A 17874-nucleotide genomic window follows, 5' to 3' on the forward strand; every position below is an offset into this window, starting at 1 on the left:
GTGGAATTGAAAATAGATTAACGTAAAGTTACGTAAAACTTATTGAGCTAGACCATTAAAATTAGAGATGTTTAATTAATTCTTGAGCAACGAAATCAGCGATCCAAGGTTGTGCATCTGGTTTTGGGTGAAGGCCATCATCCATCATCCATTCTGGTTTGGTGACAACATGCTCTAAGAAGAATGGCATCAAGGCAACTTGTTGATGCTGTGCAAGCTTAGGGTAGATATCGTAAAACATATCGCTATAGCGCTTACCATAATTAGGCGGAACCCGAATTTGCATCATGACAACGTCCGCACCAGAATCTTTTATCATGGTAATCATTTTTGAAAGATTCGACGTAATAAGTTTAGGAGGGAAACCTCTTAGGCCATCGTTGGCACCTAACTCAATAAGTACCATGTCAGGGCTATGCTGAGTTAGCAACTGAGGTAACCGTGCTAAGCCATTGCCAGTGGTATCGCCAGAAATGCTGGCATTAATAACTGTTACATCTTGACCATGTTCTGACAACGCATCAGGGAGTAAGCTAGGCCAACTCTCTTCGATCGGCATCTGATAGCCTGCACTCAAGCTATCACCCAAGACAAGTAGCTTTTCGCTCGCATGTGCAGTAGCGGAAAAACAAAAAAATAGAACTAAGGAAAGTATACGAATCATGCAAACACCTGTACTTAATGCACCTATTGTTCAAGCCAATTTGGTTTCTAAACAAGTCTCTACTAATCAAGAACAATTAACAATCCTCAAAGACGTAAATGTTGACATCCGAAAAGGAGAAAAAATCGCCATCGTCGGAACTTCCGGTGCAGGTAAGTCAACATTGATGACGTTGCTAGCTGGTCTTGATACGCCGACATCAGGCGAAATTACTTTATTAGGTCATGAATTATCAAAACTGGACGATGAAGCACGTGCGAAAATTCGCGCTGACTCTTTAGGTTTCGTTTTCCAAAGTTTCCTGTTAATCCCGAGTTTGAGTGCATTACGTAATGTCACACTTCCTTGTCTTTTACGTGGTGAAGCCGAAGATGAAGCAAGAGCAGCGGAATTATTAGCTGCTGTTGGATTGGAAAAACGTGTCGACCATCTACCAAGCCAGTTATCTGGTGGTGAACAACAGCGAGTTGCACTAGCGCGCGCATTTATGACACAACCTGAACTGTTGTTCGCAGACGAACCTACCGGCAATCTTGACCATCAAACCGCAGACAAAGTGATTGAGCTGCTATTCGATCTTAATGAACAGCACGGGACAACTCTGATTTTAGTAACACACGATGGTCATCTAGCAAGCCGATGTGACCGTATTTATCGTATGGAGGCGGGTGAGCTTAAGGAGGAGATGTAATGTCTGCAGTATCATCAAGTGAAGCAACATCCACAGAGCAAAACAGTACATCACAGCACTCGTCGAATAAAAGTTTGATACGCTGGAGTTTCGGCGAAATAAGGCAGGGGAATCTTTGGCCTATTAGCGTTGCTCTTATTCTCGTGATTGCGAGTATCTTTGCGCTTTCTGCATTAGCAGAACGAATGGAGCAGGTGATCGTCAAGCAGGGGAAGGACGCATTAACGGCAGATGCGGTGTTTGTGTCTGCTAATCCCATTCCGGACACGTTGTTAGCCTCGACTGAAAGTCTTGACCGTTCGACGATGACACGCTTTGCCACTATGGCATTTAGCGATAATGGTATGCAGCTTATTTCTGTAAGGGCGGTGGATGATAATTACCCTTTAATGGGAGAGCTCGTTCTTGAAAATAATCCAGCCGGTCGCGTTAAAGAGAACCAACTCTGGCTTGATGAACGGATTATGACTCAACTAAGCGTAAAGTCAGGTGACAGTGTCACGATAGGCGATGCCGAGTTTACTGTATCAGGCGCAGTATTGATGGAACCTGGCTTGAGCTTTAATCCATTTCAGCAAATGCCTTCTGCATACATTCATCAAAGTGACGTAGATAAAACAGGAGCAATTCAAGTTGGGAGCCGAGTTCAATACCGTCTGTTTTTACAAGCCGATGATAAAACACTAAAGAGCTTACAAGATGATACGCGGCTTTCTCCGAGCGATCGCTGGCGCACGCAAGATACTGCCAGTCGTAGTAATGAGGTTTTTGAACGTACGACGCAGTATCTGTCTTTGACCGTAGCAATTGTCATCATTATGGCGGCGACAACATTGGTTCTTACTTGTCAAAATTACGTGAACAGCCGGACACAAACTATTGCGATGTTGAAAAGTCTTGGTGCGAGCCGCCGATGGATTGAAAAGTGGTTATTTATTCAAGTCACAATCCTTCTCATTAGTGCCAGTGTCGTCGGCCTACTGCTAGGGAGCGGGCTGGAGTATTTATTACGCATTCCACTCAAAGACTTATTACCCGATCCACTCCCTAGTTACGGCGTCACACCATTTTTGGTGGCATTTATCTCAGCAGTCTTGATTACGGTGCCCGCTCTCGGTATACCATTGTTAGGCTTGATTAAAACTCCCGCGTTAGAAGTGCTACAGCAGGGCAAAGCGCAACGTTCTTGGAAGCGAATGTTACTTGTTCTAGTTCCCGTTGTTCCATTACTTTTACTGTATGCTGATAACACCTTAGTTTGGATCGTGCTCACTGGTATAGCGGTACTGTTTGTGGTACTCGCAGCAGTTAGCGTCACACTCACAAAGCTGTTTGCACGTATGTCAACCCATTCTGCAATGAAGCTTGCGTTGAGTCGTATCAACCGGACGCCAGTAACCAGCGGTCTACAGTTTGGTGCTTTGGCATTATCTTTGATGTTGCTGTCTATCATTTGGCTTGTGCGCAGCGATATTCTCGCTGATTGGGAGAGAACCTTACCTGCAGACGCGCCAAATGTGTTCGCTTTAAACATTGGTGATTATGAGCTCGATAACTACCTAGAAACCCTAGATAAAAATGGAGTTACGCGGTCCCAAGCTTATCCAATAATTCGTGGACGACTAACAGAGATCAACGGTCAAAACGTCAAAGAGGTTGAGTACGAAGGAGAAGGTTCTGACGCGATACGTCGAGAGCTAAACCTGACATGGGGAGACAGCCTACCAGAATATAATGATGTGCTTTCGGGTGAATGGACAAACAAAGGGAGTGTATCTGTAGAAGCGGATGTAGCAAATGACTTAGGCATCAAACTCGGTGATACGCTGCGCTTTGTAATAAACAGTCAGAATTACGATGCAGTAGTAGATACCATCCGTTATGTCGAATGGCGTGACATGAAGCCTAACTTTTATTTTATTTTCTCATCTGACGTGATGGCTAATTTACCTGGTTCTTACCTCATCAGTTATAGGATTGAAGAAGGAAATGAAGCGTTGTTGACGTCAATGTCACGTGCTCACCCAACGGTCTCTGTTTTAGATATCCGAACTATGGGCGAGAAAATTCAGGCTTTGATTCAGCAAATCGTATCAGCAATCACCATCCTTGCTCTTTTAGGCGTTGTTGCTGGTCTGCTGCTCATCTTTACTCTACTGAGGTTAAGCTTGTCCCAACGTCAACAAGAGATTCGTTTGTATCGCACATTAGGTTCAAGTAAGAAACGGATCAACACAACCCTGTGGGCCGAGTACGGAATTATGGCGTTGATTGCTAGTGGTGTTGCGGTATTCGCTGCGGAAGTTTGTGTGGCCGCAGTCATGACATATGGATTCGATCTCAATGTACAAATTCACCCCGAATTGTGGATAGCTTTACCGCTTGTAACATTTGTTACGTTGGCACTTGTAGTGATGAGTTTGTTGAAAAGATTGTTAACGCCAGTAAACACTTAATCGCAGCGAGTGTTATCAAGTTTGGAACACTCCATGACACTTTTATTTTAGTTATCCACAAAAACAGTGGATAACTTTTGGGATAACTAAATGGGGTAAAAAGTGGGGTGTTTCTGCAGGCTTTGCGCCATGGGTCTTACAGTGAAATTCTTATTCACATAGACACAAAAAAGTGTCTTCTTAACCATGTCGTCAAGTACTTTTTCGCAAATTTTTTCTACTTTAATGCACTTTACAGGCGCTGTTGGATATTTCGCAAACCCATGAACTTTTTGTGATTTTAATCAAGTCCAAACACGAGTAGAATCCACCGTTAGTAAAGAATTTTCCTTATAAAATTTTTAGTGAAGCAATGAAGTCTGAGTTTCCAAGTTATAAAGATAAGCATATCGCTGTTGTTGGTGGCGGTGTAGCAGGTGCAACAGCAGCAATTCATTTTGCGGAGCTGGGTTTTAAAGTTTCCGTAATAGAGAAGGGCGTATCACTAGTAAATGGTCCACCCATTTGTCATTTGCATGCTGGTGGTAATTTATATCGAGAGATTTCCGAGCAACAATGCTTAGACTTGTTAGCACAATCTATCGATACTGTTCGCCTGTATCCGCTTTCACTGAATATTCGTCCGACAATCATCGCGGTTCCTCATTCCGATGGTGGAGACCCATCCACACTAGTTCCGCGATTAGAGGTTGTGAAAAGTGCTTATCAGACGCTCGTTGATAAAGATGAGAGTAATAAAGTGCTCGGCGAGCCAAGCGAATACTACAAACTGTATTCAAAAGCGGAGCTAGAAGCTCTCGCGCAACGTACTCAACCAAGTCATCCTACAAACTTCGATGAGTGGTGCATTCCTTTTGCTCAACATGCTGATCTTGAAGCGCTAAAGTATCCTGTTGTCGCAGTTCAAGAATATGGTTGGAGTGTTTTTCGCCTCGCCGCAATTGCCAACTTAACACTAGATACGCTTCCTAATGCTTCGGTCTTCACACAAGCAACGTTTAAGCAAGCCGATTGGATGGGGGAACACTGGCAACTTGGCTATGAACGTGAAGGTATCGATTACCTTATGACATGCGACTACTTGGTTAACGCGTGTGGCTTTGAAACAGGCTCAATTGACAACACAGTTGGTGCCAAGCGTGACAGGTTGGTGGAGTTTAAAGCCGCTTACGTTACGAGGTGGGCAGACTGTCAACAACAATGGCCAGAAGTTATTTTTCATGGCCCGCGTGGAACCGATAAAGGAATGGCTCAATTGACGCCTTATGGCGATGGTTACTTTCAACTTCATGGTATGACAAAAGGAATCACGCTGTTTGAAGATGGTTTAGTGGAGAGCACGAACTCATCTGCTCAACCTGAACTGCCTATGCCTTTACTCTCGAAGATCCGTAACGGCTGGAGAGAAGAAGTGTTAGAAGAGCGAACGAACAACGCCATCAAACACATGGCACAGTTCATTCCCGACTATCACTCTGCTGTAAAAGGAGGAAAAGCATTATTTGGCGCTCAGCAAATTCCCGGAACAGACCCAGTACTCAGAGCGGCAGATGTGACTTTTGAAGATAACCACTACGCGAGAATAGAGGTGGTAAAAGCGTCATCGACACTACTCGCAGCGCAAAAAATGCTTCAATTCTGGTTTGACATCGATCCTAACCAAAATGTGGAAACACAGCATCCGGTCGCTGTGAAGTGGTCTGAACAAGAGGTCGAGCAGTACGCGATTAAACTCACTCAAGAGCGAGGCTATCCACAAGCTTTAGCAGTGCGTTATGGTATGCCTGCATAATCGGCTGTGTTTGGGCTCAGTGGTTGTATTAATACCCAAAAAACTGAGCCCATTGGCACCATACTTCTTGCAAGCCTAGTCTATCTCCTTTCACAAAATTGACTTTTTGTCCGGGTTTCGCCTGTGCCAGTCTAGGTAAGTCAATACGAGCTACGCAGCCAAATTTAGGATACCCGCCAATAGTCTGGTGATCGTTGAGCAGCACAATAGGGTTACCATCGCTAGGTACTTGAATTGAACCTAATGCAATTCCCTCTGATAGGACGCCTTCGTAAGGTGGACGAATGTTATTGCCCTCAAGACGGTAGCCCATGCGATTCGAATTTGGGGAGATGATGAATGCTTTGTTATAAAATGCTTGGCGAGCGTCTTCATCAAAGTCCTCGTTCTGATAGCCTTCAATCACTCTCAGCTTAATGGGTAAGTTGTAATCTGGCTTAAAGCGAAACGTCATTTGCCTTGGTTTACGTTTCGGTAAGTTATGAGGGACAAAGGGAAGAATATCACCAGCTTTCAAAGCGCCACCATTTGAATCATAACCACCTAGAGATTCTCGCAAGACGGTCGATGCGCTTCCTAAGTGCTGAGCAACATTGAATCCACCTTTAACCGCTAGGTAGGAGCGAAGTCCATTCCTTGCGACTCCGAACTGAAGCTTCTGTCCTTTTTTCAACGTAAAGTCAGACCAATTTGAAATAGGTTCACCATCTATTTTCGCATTTAAGTCACCGCCACATATAGCAAGGTGGCAGTTATGCAATGCAATAAAACAAGCGTTACCCAGAGTAATTTCAATCGCAACGCAATTGACTACGTTACCAAGCAAATGGTTGGCCCAACTGTAAGCATAGTCGTCGACCGGGCCACCTTGAGTCACACCGACATGCGCTAAGCCAAAACGACCAAAGTCTTGAACTAAAGAGAGCGGTCCTGGCTTTTCCACCAGTAATCCACCGTAACTCATAGTACGCCTCCTAAATCGATAAACTCTTGTTTTGAAATAGCATTAAAGGTGACCTTGTCACCCACTTCAAACGGTATAAAAGGAGGAGAGTCGGAGAAGAGCGCAAGCGGGCTTTTACCAATAATGTTCCATCCGCCAGGACTATCTGATGGATAGACGGCCGTTTTAGAGTCTGCGATTCCTACACTTCCGGCCGGCACTTGAGTTCTTGGTGTGGCAAGCCTTGCCATGTGCAATTGAGTATCAACGTCAGAGAGAAATGCAAAGCCTGGAGCAAAGCCAATTGCAGAAACCGCGTACTCGGTTTTCGTATGCAGGGTAATAAGATCGTCTAATGACAGACCTCGCTTTTGAAAACGAGATAGATCTAACGCGGTTTCTTCAGAGTAATATACAGGGATAGTAATGTGATTCGGCTGGGAAAGCTTAAGTGATTGAGTATCAAACTGGCTCACGATTTGTTGCAGCTCATTGACTAAGTTCTTTTCGTTGATTCGAAAAGGTAAGTAATCAATGAGAATAGTTTGATAGGAGGGGACAACGTTCATAACAATTGAAGCGAAAGTTTCTCTTATGCTGCGAGCAAGCTCTCCGACTGCATTTTCAGAAATACTCTCATCAAACTTAATGAAAATACTGCACTCGGAGATCAAAGAGATATTAAATTTCTCTTTATGCATTAATTTCCTCCAGCGTATAGGCTTTGGCGGATCTTTTGGATCAGCGCGATCGACTCTTCATTGTCACCATGAACACAAATTGTGTCGGCTTCCAATAATATGTAACCGCCTGAAGCGGTTTTGACACGCCCAGAGTCAGCTAAGGTCCGGACTTGCTCAAGTATCGCGTGCTCGCTTTTTAACACGGCATTGGGCTGTGTTCTAGGAGTCAGTAAGCCGTCATCTTGGTATAAACGATCTGCAAATGCTTCAAATAGCAAGGGAACATCATAATCGTCTGCGATTTCTAAGTATTTTTCGTTTTCCTGTGAAGCTAGGATCATTAACGGTACTTTGAACAGTGCTGCCGCCTTTACTACCGCTCTAAATATCGCATCACTTTTCATCATGTCGTTGTATAGAGCACCATGAGGCTTTATGTAACTGATGTCTGTGTATTGCGCCCGGCATAATGCTTGTAAAGCACCAACCTGATATATAACCATGTTCGTAATTTCATCACCCGTCATGCTTATGCTTCGTCTGCCAAAGCCTTGTAGGTCGGCGTAACCTGGGTGTGCGCCAATATCAACATCGTTGTCATTCGCTAGGGTGATAGTGTCGTGCATGACATTAGGGTCGGAGGCATGAAAACCACACGCGATGTTCGCCATATCAACATGGGGCATCACGTCTTCATCTGCGCCCATACTCCAAGAGCCAAAGCTCTCGCCCATATCACAGTTCAATGTAAGTTGCTGTTTATTCAATGTCATACGTTTTATTTCTACACAAGCAATGGGTTTACGATGCAGGAAAATGCATCTAGGTTCAGTGACTCACTTCATTCTTCTATCATGAAAACGAGGCTTTTTGAGCAGATAGGTGACGAAAAAGATCACGTTAGTCCATAAAGATGTTGCCGTTATTTGAGTTGATCCGAATTTTGAGGTATTTCGTTTCTTTTCCATCCAATTTTTGAGAATTTAAGGTTATTTTGCATTAGCATCGTGTTAATCTTGTCGCCCTTCATGGGTGATAGATTGCATAATGGTTCTTCTGTCATTTTTGTGGTTGTCTGCGACAGGAATATATATGTCATTACGAGCGAAGCTTATTTGGCCTCTTCTGGTCTTTTTAACGGCTATCTTTGTTATCTCAAAAGGTTACACCTCGTATACTGTATACCAATCGTCTAAGCATGAACTGGTCGAGCAGACAAGAAAGCTGATTAACAATGTTTCTTTCTCAATTAAAGATGCGCTGACAACAAAGGACAAGCAAAAAGCTCAAACTATTCTCGCCAACTTTTTAAACCAGCCAAATGTAACGCGGGTCAAACTTTACGACCAAGATGACCAACCATTCGCTGTTATGGAGATAAGTGGGGCACTAGCACCCGTTCCCAGTCAAACCGAAAGAAGTAGGTTGCACGCTCTAGGCTATGCCTTATCAACCAAATTTCTTTATGTTCTAGAGCCGATTATCCATGATGGCTATGTCATTGGTAGCATGAGAGTTACGCTTTCTCATCGCCCAATTGTAGAAGCCATACAATCTTCACTTCAAGATGGCGCTTTACTTCTTCTGTTTCTGATCGCTGGTGGCACTGTTTTTTACATAAGTATCGAGAGGCTTGTTCTCAAGCCCGTGATGGAACTCAACCGCGTAATAGAGAATGTGACACACGGACGAAACACGGAACATCAAGCTCGCTATTACGCCAAGGATGAAATTGGAGACCTCGCGCGCTCTTTCAATCAAATGATGAATAGGTTAACAGTACGTGAGAAGCAGCGGCAACATTCGCTAGACACACTAGAACAAAAGCGCGCATTTTCAGAAGAGGTTATCGAATCTGTTCAGCATGCATTAGTTATTACCGACAATTCCGGACGTGTTATTCATTGTAATACGGCGACCCAGCAAATATTTCAAAAAAAATTAGATGAACTTAAATATGCCAATATTCGTGATCTAATTAAAACCAAAACACCGAATGAGCTGAGTCAGATCCTGAGTCGAGGCCTAGAGTGCGATGATATTCACCTCAAAAATGCAGATAACGAACAGCAGTTGAGCCTAACCAGTCGTCGCCTCTCGACACATGAATACTTACTGTTTTCGATTCAAGATATCACCGAAATTGAAGAAGCCATAAACCGGCAACGTGTTGCGGGGCGTGTTTTTGAAAGCAGCCAAGATGGTCTCATTGTTCTTAATCATCGCGGTGTCATTACGATGGCAAACCCTGCCGTCACTAAGTTAGTCGGCTTAGAGGTGGATCAGCTTATTGGGAAATCATTCATCCAAACGCTAAAGTGGCGCAAGTTACAGGAAATGATGCCTAGTATCATCGAGTCGATAGAAAATTATGGCGTTTGGCAAGGTGAAGTTATCGAGAAGAACCATATTGGTCAGTTTGTACCGATGTTTGCTCGAGTCAATCGTATCGTTAAGTGTGAAGACTATGGTTTCTATGATCTGGTTATTGTTCTTACCGACCTTTCCGGCGCAAAAGAGATGGAACGATTGGAGCATTTAGCTCATCACGATGCTTTAACGGGGTTAGCCAATCGATCTAAGTTCCATTTAGAGTTGGAACAACTAGTACAACGCTCTGGATACTTGCGTGACGAATTTGCAGTTTTGTACCTCGATCTGGATGGATTTAAAGAAGTTAACGATACCTACGGTCATGATGCAGGTGATGAAGTTTTGAAAAAAGTTTCCGAGCGTCTAACATCTGCGACGAGACATAGTGATTTAATCGCAAGACTTTCTGGTGATGAATTTGTCATGTTGGTAAATCCCGCCAATCAAAAAGTGGTCACCCGAATAGCAGAACAGTTGCTCGAGAGCATATGTGCTCCAATTGAGTACAAAGGTCACTTACTCAAAGTTGGCGTTAGTATCGGCGTAAAATTAGTCGGCGTAAATGAGCGCGATGCTACTCGAGTTTTAAAAAGTGCGGATACGGCAATGTATCAAGCAAAGAAAGCCGGAAAAGGCCAAGCAATATTAATGGGATGCGAATTACAAGAGACAGTTTAAATCGTAACGTCAAAGCTTTAAACTAACTCAATTCGCGTCAGAAGGAATAATAAAATGAAAGTACTCGTTACGGGTGGTATGGGCTATATCGGTAGTCATACGTGTATTCAAATGATCGAAGCTGGCATGACGCCAGTGATTCTAGACAACCTGTACAACAGTAAATCTACGGTATTAGATCGAATTGAAAAGGTATGTGGTGTAAAGCCAACCTTCATTAAAGCCGATATCAGAGATAAATTGGCGATGGTAGAAGCACTAAAGTCGCACAATATTGAAGCTGTTATCCATTTTGCAGGTTTAAAGGCCGTCGGTGAGTCTGTAGCAAAACCTTTAGAGTATTACGACAACAACGTTAATGGCACTTTAGTATTGGTTGATGCAATGCGTGAAGCCGGAGTTAAATCGTTGGTATTTAGTTCATCAGCGACTGTATATGGTGATCCTGCATCTGTACCCATCACAGAGGACTTTCCAACTAGCGCAACTAACCCATATGGGCGCAGCAAATTAATGGTAGAAGAGTGTTTAACCGACTTCCAAAATGCGAACCCTGACTGGAGCATTACACTTCTTCGTTACTTTAACCCGGTAGGTTCACATCCAACAGGCGAGCTAGGTGAAGATCCTCAAGGTATTCCAAACAACTTAATGCCGTTTGTTTCTCAAGTTGCGGTAGGGCGCAGAGAGTTCCTTTCTGTGTTTGGTAGTGATTATCCGACCAAAGATGGCACAGGCGTACGTGATTATATTCATGTAATGGACTTATCTGATGGTCACGTTGCTGCATTAGAAAAAGTAGGTAGCAAAGCTGGCCTTCATATCTATAACCTCGGTACTGGTAACGGCTACAGTGTACTGGACATGGTGAAAGCATTTGAAGCCGCAAGTGGTAAAGATGTCCCATACCAACTTGTTGAGCGTCGTCCAGGTGATATTGCAGAGTGTTGGGCGGATCCATCAAAAGCGATGAATGAGTTAGGTTGGAAAGCAACTCGCACTCTAGAAGAAATGACTGGCGATACATGGCGCTGGCAGTCTACTAACCCTCAAGGTTATCCAGATGCCTAATCTTTAATTTACATAATAGTAACAAAAAGGCGCGTGATTGCGTCTTTTTTGATCCAAATCGGAAAAAATCGTAAATTACTGGTTAAAAGGTAGCAAGTATATATAGAGCTGTTAAACTATGCCCGACTCTTAATTTGGGTTATAAATTTTCTCATAGCTATTGGGGTAGTTCATGGAACTCGGTCTGATCATCACTTTCATCATTGCAGCAGCAGTAATGGTGAAAAAAGAGATGGCAAAACAGTAAACTTTCATTTTTCATACTTTTCTTTACATTTTTGAAATGAAAGCCATAAAAAAAGCCAGCATTACGCTGGCTTTTGTGTTTTTAAGGTTTAGAACTCGTATTTAACACTAATGTTATAATTACGCTCAGCTTGCGTTTTGTCTCGACTTAACTCAGTCTTACCGCGAACATCGTTCCAAAGATGGTATTCTTCATTCGTTAGATTCATAACACCAGCACGAATGGTTATATCTTTCATTGGTTTGTAGTACGCCGTTAAGTCAACGACTGTCGCAGACGGCAAAGCAACTTGGTCTTTGATTCCGCCTTTATCACCATCAGAGTTGATATCACTGTTCGATTTCTTAGCCGTGTAGTTTACTTTTAGGCTTGTCCCCCAAAGTGCATTTGGTGAATCGTAATTTACAGCAGCTACGGCATTCCATGGGTTTACACTGTTCAAAGGATTACCATCACCATCTTCACCTTCTGTGTATGCTGCAACAAAGCGAGTTGTCACGCCTGATGGAAGACCAGCAATGGCATGCCAATCAAGACGGTTAGAGAGCTCAACCCCTTTAATGTTTGCTTCACTAATATTGATATTTGTGAATTCAGTTAAACCACCATTGTTTGATGACGTTTGCTCAATAAAGTCACTGTAATCACTGTAGTAGAACGCTACTTCAGTTGCCGACGCTGCAGTGTTATGACGGTAACCAAGCTCATAAGACAAACTCTTTTCAGATCCCAAATTTGGGTTAGGGCGGTTGGTATAGCCATGAGCCGGATTATCGTAGGTGTAGTAAAGCTCGTCGAACGATGGCGCTCGGAACCCTTGGCTCACTTGCGCGAAGATCGTGCCTGGTTGCGATATAGAGTAAGTTGCTCCTAAACGACCAGTTAATGCAGAGTCGCTAAACTTCTCGAATGACTCTTCAGAAGTATTTGAAGGATTAGTAGAGAAGTAATCGTAACGCACACCTGGAGTCAGAATTAGCTTGTCATTAAGAAGCGAAATTTCATCTTGCAAGAATAAACCAAAGCTTTCTTCTTTTGCATCCGGTGTGTAAACGTAAACAGTATCTGGCGTGCCAGGATCGGAATTAAACTCGCGATTGGTATTACTGATGTCACTATGTTTGTACGATATTCCGTAAACAATATAGTGATTTTGAATCTCTTTATCTAACTGAGTTTCGAATTCAAATTTGTCTTCAGTATATTCGTAATCTTTTTTCTGTTGGTTGTCACCACTAGGCGGTACGTAAGGTGGGTAACCAGGGCTAGCTTCGATAAAGCGATTAGAGACGCCGTTTTCTTCTTTACCAATCCATGTAAGCTTGGACGTGATCGTATCCGAGATAGCTGCATCTGCAAACCAAATGTGCTTGAGCCCAATGCGATTTTGCTTGGTTGTGTCTTCAGCGTTGAAGTTTTTGTAACTTTTATGTGCGATCTCTGAGTCAGTCTCGTTGTAAATAACTTCTCCCAAAAACTCCAAGCGATGAGCGTCATTCAATTGAGATTGAAGTTTTACCAATAGATCGTTTTTGTAATAATCTTGGTTGTCCACAGAATAGTTATCGTAAGGCGCCTTAGAGAAATTTTGTAGCTCTGCACCATCACGGCGTGTAAAGGCTACAAGTGCTTCTGTACTACCGAAACGCTTTGCTAAAGCTACATGCTCACTAAAAGAGTTATCTTCCGATGAATAAGAGAGTTTAGCTTGACCACCAAAGTCTTTGCCATCTTTGAGGAAATCCTTCGGATCTTTTGTTTCGAATGCGACAACACCGCCAATTGCATCACTACCATGTAGGCTAGAAGCTGCTCCTTTAACAATTTCGACACTCTTTAGCATATCGGGGTCGACAGTAACGGCACTAGAATTGATAAACGAATATGGTCCACCGCTGAATACACCTGGTTGAGATGCACCGTCTACTAAGATTTTAACTCGTTTACCTTCCATCCCGCGAATGTTAATACTTTGGACGCCTTGGCGTTGAGTGCCATTAACAGTAACACCTGGCGTATACTCGAATAGGTCATTCAAGTCCTTTACCATGTTTTCTTCGATGTCTTTCTCTGATACAACAGCAACAGAAGCAGCAACAGTGTTTATGGTTTGGTTGGTACGGGTGGCCGACACAACGACTTCTTCAAACTTAGAAGCTTCTTCCGCATAAGCAGTATGGGAAAGGGCAACTAAAATGGAGGCTGACAAAATTGATTTTTTATACATTGGCTTCAATACCTTAGATCCATAATAGGTAACAACACGCGGATATTAATGGATCTAAATGGTAATTACTATCATTACCATTGTCATTTATTGGTTTGTATTGAATCTTCTTCTTTGGCTATGAGCATTCCTAGTCTTTAGTTATCAATATGTTATATTATTTGTCGTTAGTTCTTGATAAGTTCATCCAAATACAACGAATGTGATGAATATCACATTAAGAGAGGCCATGTGCAGAGTCCAATTACGTTAGAAGCACTCCATATTCTAGATGCTATTGATCGAAGAGGGAGTTTTGCTGCTGCTGCGAATGAGTTAGACAGAGCCCCGTCATCGCTGAGCTATCAAATCCAGAAACTCGAGCAAGACTTAGACATTATTATCTTCGATCGCTCTGGTCACAAAGCCCATTTTACTGAAGCAGGTAAGCTTATTCTTGAAAGAGGAAGAGCCATTTTACAAGCCAGTGAAAAGTTAGTGAACGATGCAACGTTATTGGCGAATGGCTGGGAACTGGATATTACCATTGCCTTCGATGGCATTATTCCTATATCCAACTTTTTCCCGATGGTTGATGCGCTGGCCGAGGTCAGCTCAACTCGAGTCAGGCTGCAAGAGGAGATTCTGGCTGGTAGCTGGGAGTCGTTGAATACGGGGAGAGCTGATTTACTGATTTGCCCATCACTGGATACGCTTCCTCAAGAAGTTAAGTCAGAAAAAATTGGTAAAATGAGTATGTATTGGGTAGCTTCCGCTGATCACTATGTTCACAAGCGTAGTGGTAAGTTTGATGAAGCAGCGCGAGAAAAGTATCGGATTATTGCTATTGCAGATACCGCACGTGAGCAACCAGCGCTCTCAATTAATATCATTCAAAAACAGCCTCGCTTGACCGTCACCAACTTTACGGCAAAAGTAGAAGCGCTCACTGCAGGTTTAGGTATTGGTACATTACCAAGCCAAATTGCACAACCTCTTATTGATAGTGGTGTATTGAAACGAATCGAAGGCACTGAAGAACAGCCGATGGATATTATTTTGGCATGGCGCCGGAACACTATGGGTGAGGCAAAATCCTGGTGTATTCAGTACTTAAAAAAGAATTGGAAACTAAAGTAACAACGTAACTTTTACTTCTTAGATTCCCATTGATTATCGAATGTAAGAAGTAAAAGTCATCGCTAATGCTGCGCTTTTCAATTTAAAGGGAGCACCATATCTGCCGTACCGTCTGCAAACTGGACATCGATCTCAAACCCCAAGTTCTGAGCCAACATCAACATTCCTCTGTTTGTTGGCATGGTCATTCCAGACATTTGCTTTGTGCCTTTAACTTTGCAATAGCTGATTATTTTCTGCATCAGCACTTTGCCTAAACCTTTTCCTTTCAAATCTGAACGAACCAAAATAGCAAACTCAGCGTCACTATTGTCTGGTGTAATCAATGCGCGGGCTACCCCTATGATAGACGGTCCGTCAGTATTAAACGCTACCGCAACAAACGCCATTTCGCGGTCGTAGTCGATTTGAGTAAAGTTTGCCAAAGCCTCATGGTTGAACTCTCCAACTTCAGAAAAGAAACGTTTATAGAGATCTTCTTTCGATACGCTATTAATGAATTGAGCATGCAGCGGCTCATCCTCAGGCAAGATAGGACGAAGCAGGATAGGTTGGCCATCTCGAAGCGTTACAGTTTCGACAAACTCTGCCGGGAAAGGGCGAATCGCTAGCCGTTTTTGGGCGTCTCCTTCGTATTTACACAGTGTGACATCTGCATCAAGGATAGTTAAATCGCTTCCGGACACTAGCACTGGATGGATATCCAGTTTTTGTATTTCTGGTATCTCAACTGCCATTTGGGAGATACGAACCAAGAACTTCGACAACTCAGTAATATCGAGCGCATCTTTGTGTTTCTGCAGGCGAATCTTTCCAGACTTTAGGGCAACAACGACAAGGTAGCGCGCAAGCGTCATGTTCAAAGGAGGAAGTGCAGCGACGGCATCTTGGGCGATATTCCACTCAGAGCCGCCTTGACCAAGCAAGATCACTGGTCCAAAGACTTTATCTACTGCAATACTAATCCGTAGCTCTTCAGCGCTGCCGAGCTTTGCCATCCCTTGTACTAACAGCCCATGTACATTGGCGGAAGGGTAACTGAGCTTTACGGTATCTAAAATGGATAGCGCTGCGTTGGAAACTTCTCGACTGTTTCTTAAATTTAGAGCAACACCGTGAACATCCGATTTATGAGGAATGTCTGGAGAACGCAATTTTACCGCAACAGGATATCCAATATTTTCTGCCATATGAACAGCTTCAATGTCGTCAGATGCAATCCACGTAGGCAAAACGTTAAACCCGAACAGCTTAAATAATGGGCTGGTTTGATGCGTATCTAAGGTGACTGTGTTTTTATCCAGTAGTCGTTCATTTGCCCACTCTTTTGCTGAACTCACACTTCCAGAATGTAATGGCTCTGCCGTCGTTGGCGTTTCCATTAGTTGTTTCTGGTTTCGTCTGTATTCGACCAAGTGCATGTATGCTACAACCGCACTTTCAGGTGTTCTATAGGTTGGAATACCTGCTTGAGTAAATGCCAGTCGCGCTTCTCTCGACGTTTGTTCTCCTGACCAGTTGGTCAAGATATTAAAATGCTTATGCCGAGGGTGAGATTTGATTGCATTAATAACGACTTGAGCAGTTTCAAGAGGATCAGAAACAGCAGAAGGACTATGCATAATCAATATCGCATCTGCACAGTCGTTATTCATCAGTGCGTTAATGGTATCAATATAGCGTTTTTGGGTTGCGTCACCAGACAGATCAATTGGATTTCGAGCACGCCAGTTGGATGGAAGTACTGCTTGTAATTGCTCAATGGAAGCGTCATCAAGCGTTGCGAGTTGGCCACCACGTTCAATCAAAGTATCAACGGACATAACAGCAGGGCCGCCGCCATTGGTGATGATCGCTAAACGCTCTCCACGAAGTGGCACAGAATGCGTGAGTGTTTCTACCGCGGCAAAAAGCTCATGCGTATTGCTGACTCGTAACATACCAGTTCTGCGAATAGCAGAATCGTAAATTACGTCAAGTGTATCTCCGTCTTGCTGCTCAAAAGTATTCATCTCTTTAGAGCGGCCCGCTTTTAGCACCAATATACGTCGGTTACGTGAAGCGGCGCGCGCAGCAGACATAAATCGGCGAGCGTCTTGGATATTATCAACATAAAGCAGAATAGCTTCAGTGTTTCCATCCATACTCAAATAGTCGAGCAAATCTGCAAAATCGATATCTTGTCCGCGCCCAATCGAAATGAACGAAGAAAAACCAATGTTCTTATCATTTGCCCAGTCTAAAACCGTGGTACAAACCGCCGCGGATTGTGAGATGAAAGCAATTTTTCCGGGTTTAGCTGCAACAGGGGAAAACGTGCAGTTAAAATTGTGCCAAGGAAGGATGATACCTAAGCTGTTTGGGCCTAAGACTCGAATGTTCAATGATGAGATATCTAAAGGATTAGGGTCATCAGAGATAACAATCGCAAACGGTGTGCCTCTCTCATCTAGCTCTTTAAGCAATTGCTCGTTACGTGAAACGTTCGTACACAAAATTGCAATATCTGGCGTATAGGGCAGGGAAGCTACATCAGGGTAAGCGATCACGCCAGATACGGCTTTATATCGCGGCGTTACTGGCATAATCGCGCCACCAAATCCACTTTGTAGAAGGTTGCGCATCACAACATGTCCTGCTCGCAATGCTTTTTGAGATGCCCCAATAACGGCCACAGAGTTGGGTTTAAAGAGTTTATGTAGTTTATTCATGCTGACTCCTGGCCGTTTGTAAGTCACGTTGGCTTCTCGGTTTCATATCAATCATAAACGAATAATTTACTGATAAAACATCTTCAGACCAGACATTGCAGAAAATGTGTACGATGCTTATGGAGTTTGTGTTATTCATCACATCAAAATCACAGATTATTGTATTTGATGCTTGATAAACGGCCCTGCTATCGGCATGATTTATCGTAATATTTATCC

Annotated in this window: 12 protein-coding genes; 6 read left to right on the forward strand and 6 right to left on the reverse strand. The window is 43.3% G+C overall.

What is annotated here, in order from left to right; translation table 11 throughout:
- Positions 1 to 61: 61 nt before the first annotated feature.
- A complete protein-coding gene (tesA, locus tag R7Z50_RS03275; protein ID WP_005376324.1) occupies positions 62 to 664 on the reverse strand; it encodes a multifunctional acyl-CoA thioesterase I/protease I/lysophospholipase L1 in 603 nt (200 codons plus the stop codon).
- Between tesA and R7Z50_RS03280 the strand changes: the two genes are divergently transcribed.
- The 3 genes from R7Z50_RS03280 (at position 663) to R7Z50_RS03290 (ending at position 5603) form a co-directional block, all read left to right on the forward strand.
- Positions 663 to 1355: an ABC transporter ATP-binding protein gene (locus tag R7Z50_RS03280; protein ID WP_047101137.1), complete on the forward strand. Its 693-nt coding sequence runs from the start codon at positions 663 to 665 to the stop codon at positions 1353 to 1355. The genes tesA and R7Z50_RS03280 overlap by 2 nt on opposite strands.
- Positions 1355 to 3811, forward strand: coding sequence for an ABC transporter permease (locus tag R7Z50_RS03285; protein ID WP_318148866.1), 2457 nt, complete (start codon positions 1355 to 1357; stop codon positions 3809 to 3811). The genes R7Z50_RS03280 and R7Z50_RS03285 overlap by 1 nt, the downstream gene beginning before the upstream one ends.
- Before the next feature lie 352 nt (positions 3812 to 4163).
- Positions 4164 to 5603: an FAD-dependent oxidoreductase gene (locus R7Z50_RS03290; RefSeq protein ID WP_042520863.1), complete on the forward strand. Its 1440-nt coding sequence runs from the start codon at positions 4164 to 4166 to the stop codon at positions 5601 to 5603.
- 28 nt (positions 5604 to 5631) lie between these two features.
- Here R7Z50_RS03290 and R7Z50_RS03295 read toward each other — a convergent pair whose 3' ends face one another.
- From R7Z50_RS03295 to R7Z50_RS03305, 3 genes are read right to left on the reverse strand one after another with little or no spacing between them, the layout of a single operon-like run.
- Entirely contained in the window at positions 5632 to 6567 is a 936-nt protein-coding gene (locus R7Z50_RS03295; protein WP_005376316.1) for a biotin-dependent carboxyltransferase family protein, read from the reverse strand.
- Positions 6564 to 7247, reverse strand: coding sequence for a 5-oxoprolinase subunit B family protein (locus R7Z50_RS03300; RefSeq protein ID WP_005386313.1), 684 nt, complete (start codon positions 7245 to 7247; stop codon positions 6564 to 6566). Before R7Z50_RS03300 ends, R7Z50_RS03295 begins: the two co-directional genes overlap by 4 nt.
- Positions 7247 to 8002 carry a 5-oxoprolinase subunit PxpA gene (locus R7Z50_RS03305; RefSeq protein ID WP_005386314.1) on the reverse strand — a complete coding sequence of 252 codons (756 nt, stop codon included), beginning with the start codon at positions 8000 to 8002 and terminating at the stop codon, positions 7247 to 7249. The genes R7Z50_RS03300 and R7Z50_RS03305 overlap by 1 nt, the downstream gene beginning before the upstream one ends.
- Positions 8003 to 8321: 319 nt before the next feature.
- Here R7Z50_RS03305 and R7Z50_RS03310 point away from each other — a divergent pair, with 319 nt between their 5' ends.
- Together R7Z50_RS03310 and galE are read left to right on the forward strand one after the other, a co-directional pair.
- Entirely contained in the window at positions 8322 to 10280 is a 1959-nt protein-coding gene (locus R7Z50_RS03310) for a diguanylate cyclase domain-containing protein (RefSeq protein ID WP_318148867.1), read from the forward strand.
- 54 nt (positions 10281 to 10334) lie between these two features.
- Positions 10335 to 11351, forward strand: coding sequence for a UDP-glucose 4-epimerase GalE (gene galE / locus R7Z50_RS03315; protein ID WP_005376309.1), 1017 nt, complete (start codon positions 10335 to 10337; stop codon positions 11349 to 11351).
- 335 nt (positions 11352 to 11686) lie between these two features.
- Here galE and R7Z50_RS03320 read toward each other — a convergent pair whose 3' ends face one another.
- Entirely contained in the window at positions 11687 to 13825 is a 2139-nt protein-coding gene (locus R7Z50_RS03320) for a TonB-dependent hemoglobin/transferrin/lactoferrin family receptor (protein ID WP_033907072.1), read from the reverse strand.
- A 231-nt stretch (positions 13826 to 14056) separates the two neighbouring features.
- Between R7Z50_RS03320 and R7Z50_RS03325 the strand changes: the two genes are divergently transcribed.
- Positions 14057 to 14944, forward strand: coding sequence for a LysR family transcriptional regulator (locus tag R7Z50_RS03325; protein ID WP_017634152.1), 888 nt, complete (start codon positions 14057 to 14059; stop codon positions 14942 to 14944).
- A gap of 77 nt (positions 14945 to 15021) precedes the next feature.
- On the opposite strand, the gene R7Z50_RS03330 is transcribed toward R7Z50_RS03325, so the two are convergent.
- A complete protein-coding gene (locus tag R7Z50_RS03330; RefSeq protein ID WP_206969491.1) occupies positions 15022 to 17655 on the reverse strand; it encodes a bifunctional acetate--CoA ligase family protein/GNAT family N-acetyltransferase in 2634 nt (877 codons plus the stop codon).
- Positions 17656 to 17874: the final 219 nt, after the last annotated feature.

Source organism: Vibrio sp. 1249-1 (genome assembly GCF_033340495.1).